20 protein-coding genes and 1 other RNA gene are annotated in these 23,832 nt (G+C 26.1%); 10 read left to right on the plus strand and 11 right to left on the minus strand.

The annotated features are described in order from the left end of the window. The first annotated feature begins 114 nt into the window (after positions 1–114). From secG to smpB, 3 genes are read left to right on the plus strand one after another with little or no spacing between them, the layout of a single operon-like run. Positions 115–345 carry a preprotein translocase subunit SecG gene (gene secG, locus CG473_RS00820; protein ID WP_094254410.1) on the plus strand — a complete coding sequence of 77 codons (231 nt, stop codon included), beginning with the start codon at positions 115–117 and terminating at the stop codon, positions 343–345. 1 nt (position 346) lies between these two features. Further along, positions 347–3,112, plus strand: a complete 2,766-nt coding sequence (gene rnr, locus CG473_RS00825) for a ribonuclease R (RefSeq protein ID WP_094254411.1) — start codon at positions 347–349, stop codon at positions 3,110–3,112. A gap of 2 nt (positions 3,113–3,114) precedes the next feature. Then, positions 3,115–3,552 (plus strand): SsrA-binding protein, encoded by a 438-nt coding sequence (smpB, locus tag CG473_RS00830; RefSeq protein WP_094254412.1) that lies wholly within the window; start codon positions 3,115–3,117, stop codon positions 3,550–3,552. On the opposite strand, the gene CG473_RS00835 is transcribed toward smpB, so the two are convergent. Further along, the gene (locus tag CG473_RS00835; protein WP_094254413.1) at positions 3,545–4,264 is read right to left on the minus strand and encodes a hypothetical protein; all 720 of its coding nucleotides are present in this window, start codon (positions 4,262–4,264) and stop codon (positions 3,545–3,547) included. The two genes, smpB and CG473_RS00835, sit on opposite strands and share 8 nt — an antisense overlap. A 28-nt stretch (positions 4,265–4,292) precedes the next feature. On the opposite strand from CG473_RS00835, the gene CG473_RS00840 reads away from it, so the two are divergent. After that, entirely contained in the window at positions 4,293–4,970 is a 678-nt protein-coding gene (locus CG473_RS00840; RefSeq protein ID WP_094254414.1) for a 16S rRNA (uracil(1498)-N(3))-methyltransferase, read from the plus strand. Here CG473_RS00840 and CG473_RS00845 read toward each other — a convergent pair. From CG473_RS00845 to ssrA, 6 genes are all read right to left on the minus strand, one after another. Beyond that, a complete protein-coding gene (locus CG473_RS00845) occupies positions 4,953–6,272 on the minus strand; it encodes a class I SAM-dependent RNA methyltransferase (RefSeq protein WP_094254415.1) in 1,320 nt (439 codons plus the stop codon). The two genes, CG473_RS00840 and CG473_RS00845, sit on opposite strands and share 18 nt — an antisense overlap. Continuing rightward, positions 6,262–6,810 (minus strand): NUDIX hydrolase, encoded by a 549-nt coding sequence (locus tag CG473_RS00850; RefSeq protein WP_094254416.1) that lies wholly within the window; start codon positions 6,808–6,810, stop codon positions 6,262–6,264. The genes CG473_RS00845 and CG473_RS00850 overlap by 11 nt, the downstream gene beginning before the upstream one ends. A gap of 81 nt (positions 6,811–6,891) precedes the next feature. Continuing rightward, positions 6,892–7,719, minus strand: coding sequence for a signal peptidase II (locus CG473_RS00855; protein ID WP_094254417.1), 828 nt, complete (start codon positions 7,717–7,719; stop codon positions 6,892–6,894). Beyond that, entirely contained in the window at positions 7,712–10,381 is a 2,670-nt protein-coding gene (gene ileS / locus CG473_RS00860) for an isoleucine--tRNA ligase (RefSeq protein ID WP_094254418.1), read from the minus strand. The genes CG473_RS00855 and ileS overlap by 8 nt, the downstream gene beginning before the upstream one ends. A gap of 2 nt (positions 10,382–10,383) precedes the next feature. Beyond that, complete coding sequence (locus tag CG473_RS00865; protein ID WP_094254419.1) at positions 10,384–12,000, minus strand: CTP synthase; 1,617 nt, start codon at positions 11,998–12,000, stop codon at positions 10,384–10,386. A 175-nt stretch (positions 12,001–12,175) separates the two neighbouring features. Further along, positions 12,176–12,574: a transfer-messenger RNA gene (ssrA, locus tag CG473_RS00870) on the minus strand. A gap of 211 nt (positions 12,575–12,785) precedes the next feature. On the opposite strand from ssrA, the gene CG473_RS00875 reads away from it, so the two are divergent. Then, positions 12,786–13,607, plus strand: coding sequence for an MPN527 family putative ECF transporter permease subunit (locus tag CG473_RS00875; protein ID WP_094254420.1), 822 nt, complete (start codon positions 12,786–12,788; stop codon positions 13,605–13,607). Between the two features lie 86 nt (positions 13,608–13,693). After that, positions 13,694–16,267 (plus strand): endopeptidase La, encoded by a 2,574-nt coding sequence (lon, locus tag CG473_RS00880; protein ID WP_094254421.1) that lies wholly within the window; start codon positions 13,694–13,696, stop codon positions 16,265–16,267. A gap of 55 nt (positions 16,268–16,322) precedes the next feature. On the opposite strand, the gene CG473_RS04225 is transcribed toward lon, so the two are convergent. Further along, positions 16,323–16,472 carry a hypothetical protein gene (locus CG473_RS04225; RefSeq protein ID WP_166623163.1) on the minus strand — a complete coding sequence of 50 codons (150 nt, stop codon included), beginning with the start codon at positions 16,470–16,472 and terminating at the stop codon, positions 16,323–16,325. A 1-nt stretch (position 16,473) separates the two neighbouring features. On the opposite strand from CG473_RS04225, the gene CG473_RS00885 reads away from it, so the two are divergent. Genes CG473_RS00885 through CG473_RS00900 form a run of 4 tightly spaced genes read left to right on the plus strand, consistent with a single transcriptional unit; the run spans position 16,474 to position 20,534 of the window. After that, the gene (locus CG473_RS00885) at positions 16,474–16,842 is read left to right on the plus strand and encodes an NfeD family protein (protein ID WP_166623162.1); all 369 of its coding nucleotides are present in this window, start codon (positions 16,474–16,476) and stop codon (positions 16,840–16,842) included. Then, positions 16,842–17,753, plus strand: coding sequence for an SPFH domain-containing protein (locus tag CG473_RS00890; protein WP_094254423.1), 912 nt, complete (start codon positions 16,842–16,844; stop codon positions 17,751–17,753). Before CG473_RS00885 ends, CG473_RS00890 begins: the two co-directional genes overlap by 1 nt. A 54-nt stretch (positions 17,754–17,807) precedes the next feature. Beyond that, complete coding sequence (locus tag CG473_RS00895; protein ID WP_094254424.1) at positions 17,808–18,629, plus strand: HAD-IIB family hydrolase; 822 nt, start codon at positions 17,808–17,810, stop codon at positions 18,627–18,629. A gap of 60 nt (positions 18,630–18,689) precedes the next feature. Then, on the plus strand, positions 18,690–20,534 hold the full coding sequence (locus tag CG473_RS00900; RefSeq protein WP_094254425.1) for a sialidase family protein: 1,845 nt from the start codon (positions 18,690–18,692) through the stop codon (positions 20,532–20,534). Positions 20,535–20,753: 219 nt separating this feature from the next. Here the strand turns inward: CG473_RS00900 and CG473_RS04230 are convergent, their stop codons facing one another. The 3 genes from CG473_RS04230 to CG473_RS00910 all read right to left on the minus strand — a co-directional run bounded on the left by CG473_RS04230 (position 20,754) and on the right by CG473_RS00910 (position 23,470). Beyond that, on the minus strand, positions 20,754–20,918 hold the full coding sequence (locus CG473_RS04230; protein WP_166623161.1) for a hypothetical protein: 165 nt from the start codon (positions 20,916–20,918) through the stop codon (positions 20,754–20,756). A 243-nt stretch (positions 20,919–21,161) separates the two neighbouring features. Next, positions 21,162–21,422 carry a hypothetical protein gene (locus CG473_RS00905; protein WP_094254426.1) on the minus strand — a complete coding sequence of 87 codons (261 nt, stop codon included), beginning with the start codon at positions 21,420–21,422 and terminating at the stop codon, positions 21,162–21,164. Positions 21,423–21,712: 290 nt separating this feature from the next. Continuing rightward, positions 21,713–23,470: a sodium:solute symporter family transporter gene (locus CG473_RS00910; RefSeq protein WP_094254427.1), complete on the minus strand. Its 1,758-nt coding sequence runs from the start codon at positions 23,468–23,470 to the stop codon at positions 21,713–21,715. Positions 23,471–23,832: the final 362 nt, after the last annotated feature.

A 23,832-nucleotide genomic window follows, 5' to 3' on the forward strand; every position in this document is an offset into this window, starting at 1 on the left:
ACCAATGTAGTGCAATCACTTTGTTTTGCCACAAAAATATTTTATTTGGGATAATTAAACTATAAATTTATTTAATAAATATTTCATTTTTGAGACTTATTCGAAGGGAAAAATATGGTAGCAGTTTTAGTTATTATGGTAATAATATCATTCATTTTAATAGTAATTTCAATGATAATGTCACCAGATGCAAACGGATTCTCTGGCGCTCTAGTTGGTTCAGGAGATTTAGAATTATTTAAATTTTCTAAAGAAAGAGGAGTTAAAAAAGCAATTAAATACACAATGTTTGTTTTAGGAATAATTTTTATAATTTTAGCAATTGTATTTAGAGCTGTAATGTAACATGAGAGATAACGAAATAAAAAGCAATATTCTTGATTTGCTTAAAAAAAATCAAGGTAATCTTTTTAGTTTTTTAGATATAGTAAAAAAACTAAAATTAGGTGCAAATCAAAATAAAATAACATCAGTAATTTTGAATGAATTGGTTTCAGAAAATGAAATTATTAGAAATTCTAATGACTATTATTTATTTATAAAAAAAATTAAAACAGTTGAAGGTATTTTTAAACAATCACAACGTAACTTTGGTTTTATTGAAGTAAGCGAAGGTGAAAGTTATTTTGTAGCAAGAGAAAATTTTAATAATGCTTTAGATGGTTTTACTGTAATTGCAAATATTTATAATGATGTAAAAGATAAAGATAAGACCTATGCAATAATTCAAAAAATTGTAACTAAAGAAAAATTAAAACTAATTGGTTCAATTCAGGTTTTTAACGGTATTAAATTTTTTAAACCAAGTAATCCAAAGTTTAGACCATATAGATTCTTTTTTGATGATGACAGCCGAAATAATCCTGAATTAATTCATGGAGCAATTATATCTGCACAAGTAATTTCAAATCGCAACGATAGAATCGATTTAAAATATTTAAAAACAATTAGCAATGTAGGAAAAACTCTAGCACCAGTGGACATTATTTTAGAAATAAACAATACCATTTTAGAATTTCCAGAAGATGTAATTGAAGCAGCTAAAAAAATACCTCAAGTAGTTGAAGAATCTGACATAAAAAATAGACGTGATTTAAGAAATGATTTAATAGTAACAATCGATGGTAATGACACCAAAGATTTTGACGATGCTATAACTGTTACTAAAGAAGGTAATTTATACAAATTAGGCGTTTTCATTGCTGATGTAAGTCACTATGTTAAAGAAAATAGTTCTATTGATAAACATGCTCTTAAAAGAGGTACTTCGATTTATTTACCTCATAAAGTTACACCTATGTTACCTGAGAGTTTATCAAATGGAATTTGTTCATTAAATCCAAATGTAGATAGATTAGTAATGGCAGCTGACATTTACATTGATAAATTAGGTAATTCAACAAAAGTTGAAATATACGAAGCTGTAATTAATTCAAAATATCGTTTAACTTATGATGAAGTAAATGAATTTTATGAAAATAAAATGCAAGATAATGCTCAAATAGCTGCTAGTAAAGAATTGCAAGATATGCTTAAACTTGCATTAGAACTTTCTGACATTATAAAAGCTAGAAAGGAAACTGAAGGTTACATCGATTTAGAAATTAATGAAGCTAAAGTTATTTTAGATGAAAATGATAAGACTGTAGATATCAAAGTAAGACAAAGATCATTTAGTGAAATACTTATTGAAAATTTCATGGTTAGAGCTAACGAATCAGTTGCTGAAGAATTTGTATCTAAAAAACTACCTTCAATTTTTAGAATTCATGAACCACCATTAGATGAATCATTTGATTTATTAGAGCAAACATTAAAATCATTAGGATTAGATATAGCAATTAAACATAGCCAAGATCCTGAAATGCTTGCTGAGTTAATTAATGAGATTAAATCAAAAACACATTTTGACGATTTTATAAAAATCATGATTTTAAGAACTATGCAAAAAGCTATTTATTCTAGTGATAATAAAGGTCATTACGGGTTAGCATCAAAAGCATATAGTCATTTTACAAGTCCAATAAGACGTTATCCAGATTTGATTTTGCACAGAATGATCAAAGAAATGATTTTTAAAGAAAAGGATTCTAAAATTATTTCTCATTTTAGTTCTATTCTTCCTGAAATTGCAGAAAAAAATTCTATTTCAGAACAAGGAGCCGTAACCGTTGAAAGAGCAGTTACCGATATTAAAAAAGCCGAATATTATGAAGATAAAATCGGTAAAGAATATGATGCGCAAATTGTTTCAATACTTAATTTTGGGCTATTTGTTGAATTAGATAACACAGTATCATCTCTTATTCATAATTCAAATTTACTTAGCGATGAATTCACTATAGCTGATGATAAAATGAGCTATATTTCAAAATCAAAGAAATTGAAAATTGGTGATAGAGTCAAAATAACCATTGTTAAAGTAGATTCAGAATTAGGTAAAGTTGATGCAGTTTTAAGCGAAGACTATCAAGCTTATTTAAAGCGAGAAGAAGAGTTTAAAAAGTTTAGAACGAATGATAGATCAAAAGGTGATAGACAAGAATCAAATTTTAGTTCTAGAAAATCTTTTGGAGATAGAAATTCAAAATTTAGTGACTCTAATAAAAATGACAAATTTTCCAGTAAAAGATTAATTGAAAGAAAATTTGAAGATATAAACAACAGAAATAATTTCTCTGACAAACGAAATAGTAATAGAAATTATGGTGATAGAAATTCACAAGGTAATTTTTCTAATAGACGCTCAATGGACAATAATTTCAATTCCAAAAGAGATGGTGATAGAAGATTTGGAAATAAAACAGTTGATGGCAGAAGTCAAAGAAATAGTTTTTCTAACGACAAGCCTGACGACAGATTTGCTAAAAAAAGTTCTTCAAATTGACAAGATTCTAAAAACTATAAAAATAATTTTAAAAATAAAGATTCAAATTTTAAATCTGAAAGATCTTTCAATGATAGAAAGAATTATTCGCAAAAAACAAAATATGATGAAAAAGATAATTTTAGTAAACGCAATAATTTTAAAAATGAAACTTCTAAAACAGAAAATAAACCTAGAAAATCAGGGAACACAAAAACATTTTTTGATATAGATAATATGAAATAGTTATGAAAATAATTGCAACAAATAAATACGTTAAAAGTCAATATGAAATTATACATAAATATGAAGCAGGCATTGTATTAAATGGTCCTGAAGTAAAATCAATTAGAGCAGCTAACGTTAATTTGCGAGGTTCATATGCAGTTTTTAAGCAAAATGAATTGTATCTAGTTAATATGCATGTAAGTCAGTATATGGCTGTGGAAATGGATGAAACTAGATCAAGAAAATTATTGCTTCGTAAAAACGAAATGCGTAGAATAAAACATGAAATTGATTCCAAACAATTAACATTGGTACCATTAAAAATTTATTTTACTCCAAGAAGTTTAATCAAAGTTGAAATAGCAATTGCTAAAGGTTTGAAAAAACACGATAAACGTGAGATTTTGAAAAAACGAGATGTAGAAAAACAAATAAATAAAAAACTAACATTTAGTTAGTTCAATGTTTTTCATCTCTAATTTCCATTAATTCATTATCGATAAAATTGTTATCTAGCTCTTTTGAGTTTTCAACAGCATCAGTATAATTGAATTTGAATATTCTTCCATAAACTTGATCACATGTTTTTCATGTGATTTTTTCATTTGGTAATAATATTTTTCTTTGTGTGTATATTATTTCGAAATATGATGATTTTGCTTTTAACTTCAATGGAGAAAAAATAATTATTTTAATCAAGGCAATTAAAACTGAAATTAAATTCCATATTAAAAGTATGTATATAAATCAATAATTACTTTGTAAGTTAGCTGTTGAAAATAGTAATATAATCACACTAACTACGGAAAAAAGGTTTTGTGTTATTAAGAAATAAAATAAAAAAATTTTGAAATTTAAAATATATTTAGGCATTTCCTTAACTTTTTTTCCTAATAAAAGTTGCTCATGTCTATTAAGTCTAACTAGGAATCTTTTTATTTCTGACATTGGAAGTTTTTGAAACTTTATATATATCAAGCCTAACATTACAATAAGTGAAATAGACGAAACACTAATAATTATAGATACAACTATTTTTGATTCAGGAAAATCTCGGTGAGTATTTATAAAGTAAAATGCTCCTCCAATATAAAATGAAATTAAGATTACATAAACAATAAGTATATAAATTACATAATTAATAAATGATGGTTTTTGAAATTTTTTCATTAATTCATTATAATGATTTTAGTGAACTATGTATAGATTTTTTGTAGATAAAATTGAAAATAACTTAGTTAAATTAAGTGATGAACAAGTTAAACATTTAAAAGTTATTAGAAAAATTAATTCAGAGTTTTTGGTGAATTATAATGGTAATTTTTATGTAGCTAAAATTGAAAATCCACCATATGCAAATGTAATTAAATCCGTTCAAATAAATCATGAATTTAAACATGATTTAACGGTTTTTATACCGCTGATAGATTGAAAAAGATTTGAAATTTTACTTGAAAAATGTGTTGAATTAGGTGCCAAAAAAATTATTCCTTTTGAGAGCAAATTTACAAATTTTGATAAATCTTTTTTTGATAAAAAAAGAGAAAGATTTTCAAAAATTATATTAGCTTCTGCACAGCAATCATTTAGAAATATAATTCCTGAATTATGTAACGTAATCAAGTTCAAGGAAATAGAAATAAAATCTAATGTTTCTTATTATTTAGCAGATTCGGAACAAAATAGTAATGAAGAAATTAATCTAAATAAAATCAATTCCAATTCAGCTTTAATTGTAGGACCGGAAGGCGGTTTTGATTTAAATGAAATTGAACTAGCTAAAAGCAAAAATATTAATATAGTTTCACTTGGAAAAACTATATTAAGGGCTGAAACGGCAATGATTAAAATGTTATCCTTAGTTAGTGATAACTAATTTTGCAATTGTTTCAAAATGTGATGTATTGCTAAACATATCGTAGGCTTTAAAAAAGACAATTTTATAGTCACCATCTTTAAGTAATAATTTTAAGTCTCTAACTTGAGTTTTAATATCACAACTTACGTAAATAATCTCTTTTGGTTTATTAATCAATATTGATTCAACTACTTTAAAATCTAATCCATTTCTTGATGGGTCTAAGATTACAACATCAATGTTTTGTGTTTTAAATACATCGTTAATTGCACTTTCAACTTTAGAATTTAATAATTCAATATTAGTTATATTGTCAGCATGAATATTTTCTCTAGCTGATTTATGTGAATAACTATTTGATTCAATTGAAATAATTTTGCTAGCTTTATTTTCTAATTTAATTGCAATAGTAGATATACCACTATATGCATCAATAATTTTTTGATTTGATTCAATCAATTTATAAATATCATCATAAATAATTTTCATCATGTAATTATTGATTTGATAAAAAGCTGGTGCCTCAACATATATTTTATAATTATCCATTTTCATAATAAATTTCTTTTTATTTTGATTAGAAAAAATGATATGTTTTTCTCTTAATTTAGAATATATTACTTTAGTAAATGTAATATCTATCAATTTATCTGAAATAGAAAATAAATGATTAATTATCTTTTGAGTTTGAAATTCAACAGAAGTAAAAATATTAATTTGAAATTCACTTTCATCGTTAATTCTAATCATTATTTTGTTAATGTATTTTAGATTAGTAAATTGGTGTAAATTCTCTTTAATAAATTTTTGAAATAAATTTAAAAAATCAATGATTTCGGTTTTATATAAAATTTTATTATGTAATGACAATGATATTTGATTAGTATGCATTTGATGAGATCCTATTACAAACTTATTATTTTCTCAAGCAATCATAAACGTAGCCTTATTCCTATAATGGATAGGTTCTTTATTTGTAACAAAATCTAAAGCATCAATTTTGAAATTAGGTAAATTTCTATTAACTAATTCAGAGATATATTTTTTCTTAAATTCAATTTGTGCTAAATATTCTAAATGATTCAGATTTGCCGAATCATCAAAATAATCAGATGTACGTAAATCTGATTTTTTAATAAAATTTATAACTTCATACAATTTGAATTTATGATTTTTGTAAATTAATTTACACTGAGCTGTTTCACCAGGCAATAAATTTTTAACAAATACCCTATTATTATCTAAGAATGCAATACCGAAGCCTTGATAATATAATTCTTGACATTCTAAAATAATTAATTCTTCTTTATTAATTTCCATATTTTATCAAATACATTAAATAACAATTTGCAAGTGAACTAAGTGATAGTTCCTCAACAATTATTTTTTCGATTTCTTTTTTATCAACTCATTTATTAAAAGCAACTTGTTCGAAAATACTTCCATCTGTTGTTGGGACACCTTGTTTTAAATTTGTTACATCTATTAAATAATTAAATACCATTTCATTCATCTGCGTACTACTTGCATTTATGTTGCTGCTTACAATATGATTTTTATTAATGATGAATCCACCTTCTTCTGCAACTTCTTTAATAACAGTTTCTTCAGCTGTATCTCCATCTTCAAATGAACCAGTAATTGTACATGGATATGGTTGATCTCATGATTTTTTAAACTCAACTTCAGGCATAGGTTGATAATGAATCATGAATTCTACTTCATTATTTTCATTTTTTCTAAATAAGAGAGCAGCTATTGAATTGATTCCTTTTCTTTGACAATAAAAAAAGTTTTTTTCGTTTTTATAAACACTTATTCATTGTGTTTTAAATAATAAAGTAGGTTTTATTTTCATTTATATATTATGACTTATAAATTATTAGGATTTTTAAAATTATATTAATATATAAAAAATCTCCAAAATTGGAGATCCTAATTAGTATTCAAATACCTGATAGTTATTATTATCGTCTTTATCTTTTTTCTCACGATTAACAAAATAAAGTGCAATCATTGAAATAACAAAGGAAATAATTCCTACAATTATAAATGTGTCGGCAAAGTTGAATGTACCACTGAAAAATGTATTAGAACTATTTTGAGTATATGGTGTAAATAAAAAGTCTCTAACTGCACCAAAAGCAAATCTATCAACTGTATTTCCTAATACTCCAGCTACTAAAATTCCTAAAGCAGCTACTCTAAAATAATCAGTTTTTTTAATACAAGGGTAAAAATAAATTGATATTAAAATGAATATAGTAGCTATTAAACTTAAGGCATGAATTCCATCAACATTAATTTCAGAACTGCCAGCTACAGTTACACCATAATTCATTATTGACCTAAATCCAAGAAAGTTACCCCAATAAATTACAAACTCATTACCGCTTCCACCTGTTACTCTACGAGCAAATTCTCAAGTACCTAAATATCTGCCATTAATTTGTTCATCTGCAAAATTAAAACCAACATGTTTTGTAACTAAATCGAATGTTAAAAATGCACCTAATGTTAGTAAGATAACTGCATAAGAAATTATTATTAACTTTGAATGTTCCTTTATGTGATTTAAATTTCATTTTTTAAAAATTTTTCAATATTTAATAACAAAAGATTTTATTGATCCGTTATCGTTATTTTCAATTTCTGGATTTTCATCTAAATTTTCATTTTCTAATTGCTCATTATCAATTTTTCCTTCTTCTTCGTTTGTAGAAGAATATTTAAAAATCAAAGTATTTTTAATACTTGATTTAAGCATGTTTTACCACACTTGAACAACGATTACATAATGAATCTTCATTTTGATCTTGATGGTGATTTCAACATCTAGGACATTTTATGGTTGATTCTAAAACTACTTCAAAATTATCACTAAATACTACTTTAGATACAATTAGCATTTGTGCTAATTCTGCTTCAGATAAATCTAAATCTAATTTTGGCATATAAATTGTAGCTTCATTAGCTCTTTTAATTTCTTTGGCAGCAATTTTTTCTTCAATTAATTTATAAACAGTTTCTTTAGCTTCAAAAAAAGATTTTCATGAACCTTCTAAATCTTCATTATTTTCTTCAGCATCCATTCACGATTGTAAATGTACTGATTCTGCTTTATTTGTTTTATTAAATACTTGAAATGCTTCTTCTGTAGTTGTTGGTAAAATTGGTGATAATGCCACTAGTAGATAATCAAGAATTAAATATATAACAGTTTGGATTTGCAATCTAGAATTTGACTTAAGTGAATCAGCATAAAGTATGTCTTTTGAATAAGATAAATAATATCCAGATAAATCAACTATAAAATTATTAATTAATTTAACAGCTAAATTAAAATTGTAATTTTCAAAAGCATTAGACACTTTAGCTTTTAATGATTCTAAACGCAAGAACATTAATTTATTAAGTTTTGTTAATTCTAATTTTGAATCGTATTCAAATTCAACAATATTACTTAACATAAAACGGATTGTATTTCTGATCTTACGATACATTTCAGCTACTTGTTTTAATATTTCATTACTAATTGAAACATCACTTGTATATTCAACACTAGCAACTCATAAACGTAAAACATCTGCACCTAATTCATTAATTACTTGACTAGGTAAAATTACATTTCCTTTTGATTTTGACATTTTTTCATTTTTACCATCAAGTACAAAACCGTGAGCTAGTAAAAATTTATATGGTGATTTTTTTCTAAAAACATATGAATTAATCATACTTGAATTAAATCATCCTCTGAACTGATCTGTTCCTTCTAAATACATATCAAAAGGAGTTTCATTTTCATCTTCTGGCTGACCTTGTATTTTTACACCTAAATTTGTTGAACCTGAATCAAATCAAACGTCCATAATTGATTTTTCTTGTTTGTAATTTTTGTTTCGATATTTTTCTGGTAATAACTGGTCAGTAGTTCATTCAAATCAAATATCTGTACCTTGTTTAGTAACTAAATCAATTACATAATCATAGATTTCTGCATTGTTTATTACTTCATCATTTTCATTGTAAAAAACAGGAATTGGTACACCTCAACTACGTTGTCTACTGATTGTTCAAGGTCCTCTTTTTGCAATCATTTCTGAAAGCCTTTTTATTACTCATTGTGGATAACTTTGAACTGTATCGATTGTTTTTAGCATTCCTTCTTTAATTTTTGCTATATCAACAAATCATTGCGGTGTACCTCTAAAAATAATTGGTTTATCAGTTCTTCAATCATGAGGATAACTATGTTTATATCATTTAAAAGCGATTAATTTACCTTCTTTTTCTAATTGATTAGATACTTCTTTATTTGCATCTTCATAATTCATTCCAACAAACTGAGCACCATGTTTATTAATTGTTCCATCATCATCAACGTGCATTATTTCTTCAAGATTATTTATTTTTCCAATTTGAAAATCATCTTCACCAAACATAGGAGCCATATGAACTAATCCTGTTCCAGAACTAACATCTACAAAATCTGCTGCTACGATTTTAGGGTGATTTTTAGTATTATTAAATGGTTGTTTGTAAGTAAGATTTAGCAAATCTTTACCTTTAAATTTATTAACAATTTCAAATGATTCAAAATTGAATATTTGCACTAAATTCTCAACTAAATCTTTAGCAATTACGTAAAATTGATTATTATGATTTAATTTTACATAATCAATATCTACACCAATTGCAACACCTGAATTAGCTATAACTGTTCAAGGTGTAGTTGTTCAAATTACTAAATTATCTTTTGGATTTATATAATCATTTTTAGAATTAAATTCATAAGCAACATAAATTGAAGGTGATTTTTTATCTTTATAAACTACTTCAGCTTCTGCTAAAGCTGATAATGATGAAGTAGATCAATAAACAGGTTTTAGACCTTTATAAACTAAACCATCTAATGCCATTTTTTTAAATAAACGTAATTGTTCTGCTTCAAATTTTGGATCAATCGTTCGATAGATTTCTTTAAAATCAGAAAACATTTGCAATTCTTGGAATTGAGCTTTTTGAATTAATAATTGTTCTTCAGCATATTTAGCTGCTTGTTTTCTAAGTTCAACTACATCTATTTCGGTATGCTTTTTATTTAATTGTTGCAACATTTTATGTTCGATAGGTAAACCATGCATATCTCAGCCAGGTACATATGGACTGTAAAAACCTTTAAGATTTTTATATCTAACGATTATGTCTTTTAAAATTTTATTTAAAGCATGTCCGATATGCAAATCGCCATTTGCATATGGAGGTCCATCATGAAGAATGAAGCTTTCATTGCCTTTATTTTGTTGTAATTTTTTATTATAAACTTCTTTATCTAATCAAAATTTTCTAAATACGGGCTCTTTATCTTTTAAATTGGCCCGCATTTCAAAATCTGTCGTGAACATATTAAGACTATCTTTATAGTTCATATTTATTCTCCTTTTTTTATTTCAACTATTTTCTTAATAAAGCTTTTAAATAGTGGATGTCCTTTTAATGGTCTATTTGTAAATTCTGGATGGAATTGTGTTCCTAAATAGAATGGATGATTTTTAACTTCAGCAATTTCTGCTAATCCTTTTTCTGGATAAATTCCGCTAAATTTAAAATTATCATCTTCTAATTTTTTTCTAAATTCTTCTGACACTTCATAGCGATGTCTATGTCTTTCAACAATTGAATCATGACCATAAATTTTTCGTGCTAAAGAATCTTTTTCAAGTTCAACTGGATAATCACCTAAACGTAATGTTCCGCCAAGATTTTTATCTTTTTGTTTTCCTTTTAGTATGTCTAAAACATAAATTTCATTTTCTTTAAATGTACCTGCAAATTCAGCACTTGTTGCAGTTGAAAAACCTTTTAATCTTGCTTGAGCTACTGTCATTGCTTGCATTCCTAAACATATTCCTAAAGTAGGAATTTTATTTTCTCTAGTATGAATAGCTGTTTTTACTTTACCTTCAAAACCTCTTTTTCCAAAGCCAGGCAAAATTACTACTCCATCGAAACGTTTAAATGAATTTGTAATATCTTCATCTACTATTTTTGCAGCATCTTTTCATTCTAAAATTAATTCAACGTTTTCATGATATGCAGCTACTTTGAATGCTTCAATAATTGATTTATACGCATCTAAAAATTCAATGTATTTTCCTACCATCAGTAATTTGACACTGTATTTTTTAGGTTTATAAATTAATTCAACGAATTTGTTTCAATGATAAAAATCACCTTTTCTAATTTCTAAATTAAAGTATTTTTCAATGATTTTAGCAGCATTTTCTTTTTCATAATATAAAGGTGCATAATAAATGTTTTCTAAATCAGGAACCGAAATAACTTCATCATTTTCTAAAGTTGCTTTAGCAGCAATTTTAGAAACAATTTCATGAGGTACTAAATTTTCATTTCTTAATAAAACTAAATCAGGTTTAATTCCAAAAGATCTTAATGTCGATAAGGAATTTTGAGTTGGTTTTGATTTAAATTCATTACTTGCTTTTAAATGAGGCACATATGTAACGTGAGCTAAAAAGATTTGTTCTGGATTTTTAATCTTCATTTTTGCAATTGCATAAATGAATGGATCGCTTTCAATATCTCCAACAGTACCACCTACTTCAACTATCATAAAATCAGGTTTATGATTTTGAGCTGTGCTTTGAATAATGTTGATAATTTCATTAGTTAAATGCGGAATTGTTTGAACAGTTTTACCGCCGTAAATACCATCTCTTTCTTTTGAAAAAAGTCGTTGATATATTCTGCCGCTGGTTCAGTTACTATCTTTTGATAAATTAACATCAATAAATCTTTCGTAATGACCTAAATCCAAATCAGTTTCTCCACCATCTTCAGTAACGTAAACTTCTCCATGTTCATAAGGAGACATTACTCCTGGGTCAATATTTAAATAGGGATCAAGTTTTAAGACAAATAATGAATATCCTCTTGCTCTTAAAATATTACCAATTGAAGCAGCTGATATACCTTTACCTAAACCAGATATAACTCCACCTGTTACGAAAATAAATTTAGTTTCCATTTTTTCCTCCAAAACAATTACGTTTATTATAACTTAACATTATTTAAAAAGATTCATAGAATATAAAACTAAATGGCTAATTAAACAATTTAAATATCTATTTTAATCTCAATCAATCAATTTTTTATTTTCAAAATTTAAAACTAAAAATCATAAATTTTAAAAATAAAAAAAATGGTGGAGATGCCGGGAGTCGAACCCGGGTCCAGCCACAATCATTATTAATAAATCTACAGTTTAGAATGATTTTTGATACTAAAATTGTTTTAAATACATTCTAAAAAAATCAATTTTAGATAGATTGAGTTTAATTAGTTATTAATCTACATCAAACTAACGAGGCTCGAACGACTTCTTTTCTAAATGAGCCTTTTAGAAAGAAGACTATGTGCTATATCTTAAGCAAACAATAGGTTTGGTTGGTTTTGAAGACTTTGTGCTACAAATAAATCATTGTAAGCAAATTCTTCTTCTTGTTTTTGGTTTCCATTTGTATGAAGCCTAGTAGTAATTATAGTCTACCACACTACTGCATTATTAATACAACCATGGATGTCGAAGCCATTACACCCCCGTATCCATTAATATTATAATAGTTAAGCAGTATTTTATTTAATGTTTAATAAACAAGATCTTTGTAATTTTAATTATAAATTTGAAGCAATTTATAATTAAGAGATTTTAGAAAAAATTAAGTTTATAGCACAAAAAAATATGTTTTTTTAGTTTTTTCAAAAAAATTTGAAAGATTTTAAAATACGTAGCAAAATGTTAATATTATAGTTATGCAAAATCAGATTAAAGAAAAAAATGATACGATTAAGATATCATTTAAAAATAAACTTTCCAAATTTAAAAATAAAATTATCAATTTTAAAAAATCAACTTCCAACGTTGTTTTAGTTAAAAAAATGGTTTTTAGCGCCTTAATGCTAACTTTAGTGTTGCTTTTTAGTTTTTTAGCTACCCTTAGTGGAGTATTTAACTTTTTAAATATAGATATTTCAATAATTTTTATTTTAATTACCATTGTAGTAGCAGGATATCCATTTGGATTTTTGTTATTAATATTAAAATTAGCAATTGGTCCATCTTTTAACGGGAGTTATCATGCCATTGGGATGATTGGACATCTATTAGTTTTTATAGCATTTTTAACTTTTATAACACTATTTTATTTAATTCTAAATGTTGCATTTTTAATTAAAAGTAAAAATAACAAGCTTAAAAAAACTAAATTTGTTGTAAACGACATGTTAAAAGAATTAAAATACTATGAAATTATTTTATATTTAGTTTTAGCAACAATAATTACTACCTTGTTTATGTCTACATTGAATACATTTATTTTTAATGCTATTTATTTTAATTTATTTAGAATGATTGAAGATGCATCTTTAAGTACAATAGTAAGAACTTATAATCAAAACGATGCATTAAGAGTATTTTTCTTTTATATACCAAATTATTATGCAGCTAGTTATAGTTTATACATAACTTTTAATTTAATTCAATTTGGTATTTCGACTGTTGTTGCCTTTTTATTTATATTAACTTATAAAAAAACAGGACAAAGATTTGACTTAGACAAAGGAATTTATTTATAAAAAAATTAGCACTTAAATTAGTAGAGTGCTAATTTTTTACCCTATAATAGTAATATTAATTGAAAATAGGAATATCGGAGGCAGATATGATAAAACCAATAATAGCTCTAAGAAACGAAACAACTTTATTATTTATACCGAACGAAATTAGTATTAGTCACAAAGATAGTCTTGAAGCAATTAAATTAGCTACAAGTGAATATTATAATATTGTTATTTTATCACACTATATTAATGAAGAGATAGATAGATTAAAATCAGTTGATAACATCGAAGAAATTGCTTATTTAGCATATATCAAAAAAATAACTGAAGGATCAAGTAAAAATGTTAAAAAAATTACATTTGTTCCTTTTAAAAGAATTAAGATCAAATCAATATTACCTACAGAAACTAATGCTGATTTAAATATCCTAGCAGAATATAAAAATTTTGGAATTAAAGTTAGTGATGACATGAAAGCATGAGCTTATCATAATACTTTAAGTAAATTTACTGAAGAAACTGATTTAGATATTGATCCTTTAACAATTCACAAGTGAAAGAATTTCAAAACAGAACTAAAAGAGAAACAACAAATACTTGAAAATTCAGTTTCTTCATGATTAGAACCAATTGGAGAAAAAAATATCGAAAAAGAATTAAGTGAATTTGATATTTACAATCACCCTTTATATTTAATTAATAACATTTTGAATATTCTTAGCGGTACTAATAAAAGAATGATAAAAGAAATTTCATCTCAACTTGATTACAACTTTATGGCTGAGCAAGTAATTGATCTTTGATCATTAAAGAATCAAGAAAAAACACTTGAAAAAGAAATTGAAACAAGATTGCGTCAAATGCTTAATCAACAGCAAAAAGAGTTTTTACTTCGTGAAAAAATGAAGCAAATTCAAAAAGAATTAGATGATGTTGAAGAAACTATAGGTATAAATTATTCAGATGATAAAAAGAAAGATGTAGATAACAAAGTCGAAAAACAAAGATTTCCAAAATCTGTAGCAAAACTTATAGCAAATGAAAAATCTAAAATAAAAAACATGATGCCTTCTTCACCAGATGCTAATATTGCAAGAAATTATGTTGATATACTAAATGAATTGCCTTGAAGAAAAATATCTAAAGATAGTTTAGATATAAAAGAAACCGAAAAAGTTCTTGATAAAGGGCATTACGGATTAAAAGAAGTTAAAGAAAGAGTGCTTGAATATATTGCGGTTATGGTTAATAATGAAAAACATAACGAAGATAAAAAGAATATTTTGCAATATGACAAAAAACATGATCTTGATTTAAATCTTTTCCATGAATCTGAAGATGAATATGAATTGAAAACAATTAAAAATGTTCCTATTCTTACATTAGTAGGTCCGCCAGGTACTGGTAAGACATCACTAGCTAAATCAATAGCAGATTCACTAAATAAAAAGTTTGTTAAAATTTCACTTGGTGGAGTTAAAGATGAAAGCGAAATTCGCGGTCATAGAAGAACATACGTGGGTGCTTTACCTGGAAAAATTATTGCCGGAATTAAACGCGCTGGTGTATCAAATCCTGTGATCTTATTAGATGAAATTGATAAAATGGCTTCATCATATAAAGGTGATCCTGCTTCTGCTATGCTTGAAGTTTTAGATCCAGAACAAAATCACAAATTCCAAGATCATTACTTAGAACATGAATATGATTTATCAAAAGTTCTTTTTATAGCTACAGCAAATTATTATGAAAATATTCCTGCTCCATTAATTGACAGGGTTGAAATAATTAATCTTTCTTCATATACACTTTTAGAAAAAGTTGAAATAGCTAGAAAACACTTGATTTCTAAAGTAATTAAAGATGTTTCATTAAATGAAAACAATTTCATAATTGATGATGAAGTTATTAAATACATCATTAATCATTACACTTTGGAAGCTGGTGTAAGAAATCTAAGAAGAGTTTTAGACAAACTTGCTCGTAAAATAGTAGTAAAAATCTTAAGCAATGAACTTAAAGAAGAAGATAAATTTGTTATTACCGAAGATATAGCATTTGATTTACTTGGTGTTCATAAATTTAGTGATGAACTAAATGATAAAGAACCACAAATTGGTTCAGTAAATGGTCTGGCCTATACTTCTTATGGTGGTAGCACATTAAAAATTGAAGTTAACTTATATAAAGGTAAAGGTAAAACAATTTTAACTGGGCAACTTAAAGATGTAATGCAAGAATCTGCTCAAGCTGCTATTTCTTATGTTAGAACAAACAGTAAAGAATTTGATATTCCGGAATCATTTAATTGAGATGAATTTGATATTCATATTCACGTTCCTGCAGGTGCTATACCCAAAGATGGCCCAAGTGCTGGTGTTACTTTCACAACTGCTTTAGTTTCGGCTTTAACAAAGCGTGCTGTAAACCAAAAAATTGGAATGACAGGTGAAATCACACTAAGAGGTAAAGTGTTACCAATTGGTGGATTAAAAGAAAAATCAATTGCATCTCATAAATTTGGAATTAAAACTGTTTTTATACCATTTGATAATGTCAAAGATTTAGTTGAAGTACCAGATGAAGTAAAAGCAGAAATTGAATATATTCCTGTAAAAGATTATTCAGAAATATACAATATTATTTTCAAAAACAAGATTTCAAAAAAATCTTAATAAGCTAAATAGACCGCTTTATAGCGGTTTTTTATCATCTTTTATGTATATTTTTTTATAATATAATTATAAACGCACAATGAATAATATTAATAGTTTTAGGTGTATTTGCAATAGTTGCATTATCTATTGAAATTTTTACCAATAATTTCGTAACACTTATAACTACATTAGCACTAATACCATCAATAATTATTAGTTTCATTATGGCTCTTTCTTATAGAACTAATGAAGTCGATACAGTTGTAATTGTGATGATAGTTATTGAAGTAATTCTCTTTTTTGCAATCTGGATAATTCTATACTTTACGTTATATAAATATATCAAGAATAAACAAGCAAAAGATAATGTTAAAATTGATTTTGATGATGCTATGATTGGTAAACAATTTAAATTATTAGAATCAACTAGTAACAATGACAAAGTACTTAAACACGGTAAAATAAGCAATAATGGAGTACTTTACCAAGTATTGCCAAATAATGAAAATATAAATATTGAACAAGGTTCAGTAGTAAAAGTTGAAGCAATAAGAGGTAGTACATTACTAGTTTCAGGAATTAAGGAGAAATAATGGATATAGGCGCAATAATAGGAATAGTAATTTTAGTATTAGTCCTTCTTTTAGAAATTATTTTAATAGCAATATCAGTTAAAGTTGTCCCACAAGCAAACTTTTATATTGTTGAAAGATTAGGAAAATATCTTAAAACATGAAAAGGTGGAATTCACTTTTTAGTTCCATTTGTAGATAAAATTGTACTTAGAGAAACATTAAGAGAAAAGGTTATTGATTTTCCAAGTCAAAATGTAATAACTAAAGATAACGTTACTATGAAAGTTAACACAGTTACATACATGCAAATTATGGATAGTCAAAAATACTTTTATGGAGTTGAAAGTGCTATTTTAGCTATTGAAAATTTAGTTGCTACAACTTTAAGAAATTTCCTAGGAAATGTAACAGTTGACGAAACTTTAACAAGTAGAAATAGAATTAATGGTGAGTTAACTCAAATCTTAGATGAAGCTAGTGATGCTTGAGGAGTTAAAGTAAATAGAGTTGAACTTAAAGAAATAACACCTCCACCAACAATTTTGCAATCAATGGAAAAACTATTACAAGCAGAAAGAGATAAACAAGCGATTATAACAGAAGCACAAGGTTATAAAACAGCTAAAATAGCACGTGCAGAAGGTGATAGTGAGGCTATGGTTAAAATAGCTAGTGCCAATAAAGAAAGAATAGTTCTTGAAGCTGAAGCTAATAAAGAAAAAATGATTCTTGAAGGACAAGCTAGAAAACAATATGTTGAACTACTTGCAAAAGCAGGTGTAGATGAAAAAGTCTTGCAGTGAATTGCTTTAGATAAAATTGATTCACTAGCTAATGGAAATGCAACAAAAATAATTATCCCGCCCGATTTAGCACAAGTTTCAAAAGTTATGGCAACTTTTGATGCTATTGCAAAAAAAGATAAGTAATTAAGCTCTCATTTTGAGAGTTTATTTTATTATTTAAATAGAAAAGGATAAAAAATGAAAAATATTAAAATGATTGTGAGCGATATCGATCGCACTATATTACCTACTGGTGATAAAACATTTCACCCTAAAGTTATTGAAGCCTTTAAAAAAACAAAAGAAAAAGGGTTAATTAACACTTTAGCAACTGGTCGTGAATTTATAACAAGTATTCATTTGATAAATCAAATCAAAAACATAGATTATTTAGTTGGAGGAAACGGTTCATTTATTTATGATGTATCAAAAAACGACTTTCTACAAATATCAAATTTAGATTTTGATTTAACCAATGAATTTATAAATTGAGTAAACGATAAACATCCTGGTACAGGTTTAAATGTTATTGATGATATGCACTTTTTTTTATCACCAGATGGACATTCTCTAGAAAGGGATTTTACAAAATCTAATCCTGAGTTAATTTTAGAAATAAAAGATTTTGTCAATAAGGTAAACAAGGAACGCATTTCTTTAATTGTTATTACCCATGGGAATAAATCATTTTTAGAAGATACTAAAAAATGACTTGAAAAAAATGGTAATAATAAATTAGCTATGAATACGATTTGAACGGATCAAGTTTGATTTATAACTAGACCTAATATAAATAAATTTGACTCACTTAAATGATTAGCCGATAAATTAAATATTTCTACAAAAGATATTATTTCATTTGGTGATGGCAAAAATGATGTAGAACTTTTAAGTAAATCAGGAATAGGTGTTGCAGTGGAAGATGCTTTTCCTGAAGCGTTAGCTGCAACAAATCATCGTACTCTGTCTTCAAGAAAGCAGGGAGTGCCGCACTATTTAGAAAAAAACAAGATAATTTAAATTTCTAAAATTATTACATTTGGTGTGATTTAAATATGTTTTCCTACTGAAAGGCTTTCGATGAAATTAAATGATTTTGAGATTCTAAAACAAAATATAAAAAATTTAATTGATAATGATAATTTTTCACTTAAAAATAAATATTCTGTTTACAGAAATATAGAAAATTTAATTTTGACTCATTACAAGGAACATAATGATTTTTTAGAAACATTAGAAAATTTTATAAATCTAAGAGAAGAATTAAAAGCAGGGTTGAAGATTCTAATAAATAATTTACAAATCTTAGGAATAGATTGCAAAAGATCAAATATAGGAATAGTTTTAGAACTTAAAACTTACATCGATGAAATTAAAAGCGAACAATTGATATTTTTTGATATTTATATTAATAAGGGACATACAGTCAATAAAGATATATCAAATTTAGGAATTGAAATAAGTGAACTTGAAGAAAATATTATTTTTAAAAAAGATGAAAATTTTAAGGGCGGTTTTAGAATTCCAAGTATGTCGTTATTAAAAGATGGACAAATTCTATTTAATTGTGATCGTAGGTTTTTAAATAATCTAGATGCACCTTATACAAACATAGATCAGGTATATAAATTAAAAAATAACAATGGCAAAATATCAGATTTAAAAACTTTTATTAAGATAAATAGTTACTCAGATGATAAACCACAAAGTATTATTGACTTATCTTTAACAAATGAAGTTGATGGCTACATATATTTTATGGCGGACTTTTTCCCAGGAGGTGCCGGCATTTTTTCTAAGACATTAAATTACTTTGTTACTAGTGAAAATCAAAATTTTGGCTTTTACAAAGAGTATTTAATAGTTGAAGATTTAGAAAATGAAAACTACATTTTTATGAAAATGGTAAGTTCACAAAAAGGACACTTCACATATCAAGGATTTACTGATAAAAATAAAAAAATAAATTTTCAAAATTTGAATTCTGAAAAACTTAATTTAATAAAAATAAATTTGTTTTTAATTTTTCAATTTGACAATATTGAATCAAAGTTTAAAGGAAATTTTTATATTAAAAATGATAGTAATGAATTTATTGACTTGAACATTAGTTTCTTTTCTGGTGCTAATTTTAGTAAAAATGATTCAGGCTTAAGATATCGTGCTTTATCAACAAATTATTTATCTTTTTTTAAATTTAATATTCAAACATCACAAATTGAATTTATATGCTTTATTAATCCATGATTAGAAAATTATAAAAATATAGGAGCAAATCTAGTATTAAACGGTCCTGGAAAAGCTCTAAAACTCAAATATCAAAATGGGAATTCTAAAAATAGGTTAATTTTTAAGGCATACTTTACGAATGATGCTTCAAGTCTTGGTGCAATTACTATTTATAGCGATGATTACGGCAATACTTGACAAACTAGCGAATTCATTGGCGGGCCAAAATCAAGAATTACTGAATTTGATGTTACAGAATTACAAAACGGTGTATTAGTAGCAATTTTAAGAAGAATGGGTTCAAATACATTAAGCTTATCTAAATCGATTGATGGTGGCAAAACCTGAAATTCAATTTCAGGCAATACAGACGAGGTCGGAATTTCTTCAATAATATTAAATGAATATAATTCATCAGTATTACAAGGCATAGCTAATTTTACATATTTAAATTCTCACTACTTATTAATTACATCAGGCTCTAACGGTCGAAATGAAGGCAAAATATGAATGATAAAAGATTTTGAATTAAATAGCATCACCGAAATATATTCTTTAAATAGTCAAACATTCGGATATAGTTTAATAGATGTCATAAAAATAGAACAAAATTTATTTATGATTAATGTTGTTTATGAACAAAATTTTTCCAATGGTGAGTTAATCTATAAGAAAATTAGATTAAAGTTCAAGTAAACAAAAAATACATTAAATTTAGATTGACAGAAATATTAAACAGGCAAATTTAAGTATTATGCAACTTATAATTTGTTATTACATTTTAAGTGATAAAATTGGTCTATTTTGTCACGTATACATAAATTGATTAATTTATATATACGCAGATAAAACAATATTTCTAGCCAAAATATATTCAATTGACATAAATTAATAGTTAATTTAAAATTACCGTATTTATAAATTATGAAATTTCTTTAGAATATTGACATCTTTTTGCATTTCTTTCAACGAAGAGACGTCATTTTCTAAATTGTTCACCCTAATTTTTATTTCGGAAATATCTTTTTTGATATCAGTTAAAGCTGCTAAAACGGTATCTTCGAAATTCATTTTTTTCATATTAATATGATTATAACTAAATAAATTATTGACTTTAACAATATAACGGTCCAAAATTTTCGAAATTATTTTTTATCGTGTCAAGAATAAAATTCAACTAGCTTTAGTCTTAAATGAAAAAACGCATATTTATTTTTATTAATAATTGTAATAATAGGAAATTTAGTTGTTTAGCTATAAAGTTTGCAATCAAAAGGATTCTTTATAGTCTTATATTAGTAGTCAATTCTACAATTACTGTATTTATAAATTATGAAATTTCTTAAAGATATTTACATCTTTTTGCATTTCTTTCAATGAAGAAACGTCATTTTCTAAATTGTTCACCCTAATTTTTAACTCCGAAATGTCTATTTTCATATCGGAAATATCGGCTTTCATTTCAGAAATATCTTTTTTAATATCACTTAAAGCTGCTAAAATGGTGTCTTCGAAATTCATTTTTTTCATATCAATATGATTATAACTAAATAAATTAGCGACTTTGACAATATAATTCTTCATGATTTCCAAAATTATTGTTTTATCGTGTCAAGAATAAAATTCAATTCACTTTTGTCTTGAATTAATCTCTACCTTTTCTCCGATATTGTGATTTTTGATAAATTCATCGAATTTAGTTGCTTCTTTTAGTTTTGTTTTTCCAATTTGGTCCTCCTAATATTTAATGCAAAAAATTAGTCTTAAATGAAAAAACGCAGATTTATTTTTATTAATCGTTTGTTTGTACATTCAATAGTGTAAAAAAACACTCCTAAAATGAGTGTTTTTGAGTTGATAAGATTTATAAGTGATTATTCAATAATTTGCTGAGAAACTTTGTAATTCAAAATATCAATTTCTTTTGAAAGTTTATCAATTCTTTCTTTATTATTAGAGATATTTTTCTTACTTGAAGCTAGTTTTGAATATTCTTTTTCAAGTAAAATAATTTTTTTGAATTCACTTGTTGTATTTCAAATATTTAAATTAATTTTATTATTATTTTTAACATAAATTGATTGTGGTATGAATTTTTCCATGATCAGAGAAATTGAATATCCTACTAAAGTTGTTGCAACAAAAGGAATTCAAGTCCATATTTCTGGAGCAAGTAGTAACCTTGAATTAATTGGGATAAAGTTTTGTGTTGGCACTCAAAATGCAATAGATATTGCAAATCCTGTTAACAATCCAGTTAAACCACCAATTCAGTTTGTCCGTTTTGTAAACATACCAAGTACAAATACTCCAGCTGTTGGTGTTGCAATTAATCCTACTATTCCTAAGAAGTATCTTACAAAATCACCTTGACCAGTATAAGCAAATAGCATTGCAATTGCTATACCAATAATTCCGGTAATGGCGACAATAATTTGTGAAAAAATTAAAACTTTTTTATCTTTTTTAGCATCAGTCAAACTTGTTGTTGATCATGAAGGGAAAATAAGCTGTACAAAATCAACTAATACTGCATTAGATAGAGCTGATAATGAAGATGAAATCGTCGATTGGCTCGCGGCTAATACACCCGCTATTAATAAACCAGATAAACCAGCCGGAAGCACCGAAAGTATAAAGTATGGCATTAGTAAATTAGATCCAGGTTTAAGTGTTGTATCATTACCATGAATTACTTCAGCAACAGTTGGATTAGCTCCAAGTGAAGTGTAATATGCAAATAGTGCTGAACCTGCACCGTAGAAAAATAGAATTGTAATAAAAGCTAAACCTAGATTAATTCATAAACTTTTATTAATTTTCCCTGTTTCTTTATTAGATTTATATCTTTGTACTACATCTTGTGAACTTAGATATTGATTAATTGTACTTATGTAATTAGATATAAAAATAAAGAAGATACCGCCTGATAATGCAAATGACACACTAAATGATTGTTCATCAATAAAGCGCGGGCTTTGTGCATTACTTCAATTAGTATTAACCATTGCTACAATAACAACTACTACTATTCCGCTTAGTAATACTATTCCTTGAATAGCATCAGATCATAAAACAGCTTTCATTCCACCTATTACAGTAGATAAAACTACGAGTATTCCTACTATAGCAATTAATAAGTAAATATCAAAATCGATAAAATTAGCAATAGCTACTACCGGAATATATAAAACGATTCCCATTCTAAATAAGTGAAAAACAATAAATGCAGCACTAGTTATCATTCTAATAGATTTATGAAAACGTGCACCAATATAAGCATAGGCTGTATTTTGTTTCATTCTTCGATAAAAAGGCACTATTCATTTAATAACTATAGGTGTAAAAAATAAAATAGTTAATTGCGCAGCTGCTCACATTCAACCAGTACCAAAAGCTAAACCTGGTGTAGCAAAATACGTTAGTGAACTAAGCGTGGTAGCTCAAACTGAAAAACCTATTACCCAACCAGGGGTTTTACCACCACCTGTAAAAAAGCTTTTTGAATCAGATTGTTTTTTTCTTTTATTTCAAAAATAAGCAAATATTCCAATTCCAAATACTACAGCTAAATATAAAGCAATAACGACTCAGTCTGCAACAAAAAATTCTGCCTTCTGAGGTGTATACATATTTCCTCCTTTAATATGATTGGCCATTATTAATCAATAAAGGCCATAAAATTATATATTTGTCCTATTTAGCGGTATTTATTTGCATTTATTTTGAAAAAATGTGGATAAAAAGAATATAGAACGTAATAAAAGTGGAAAATAATTTTCAAATTTAATAATTCGAATTATGATATGTTTTATTTCTAAAGAAGGATAATCATTTGATTTTGCAAATTATTTACCAAAATGCTACTTTTCAATTTTTAACTTAGGTTTTGTAATTTATATAAATTTTGCATTAATACTTGGGAACAGTATAGTTTTGGTGAGATGTCAGAAAGTTTTAAATACGGACTTCCAGCAGCTGCAACTGAGTATGA

The sequence above is a fragment of the Mycoplasma testudineum genome (assembly GCF_002245785.1).
Classification (GTDB): domain Bacteria; phylum Bacillota_I; class Bacilli_A; order Mycoplasmatales; family Metamycoplasmataceae; genus Mycoplasmopsis_B; species Mycoplasmopsis_B testudinea.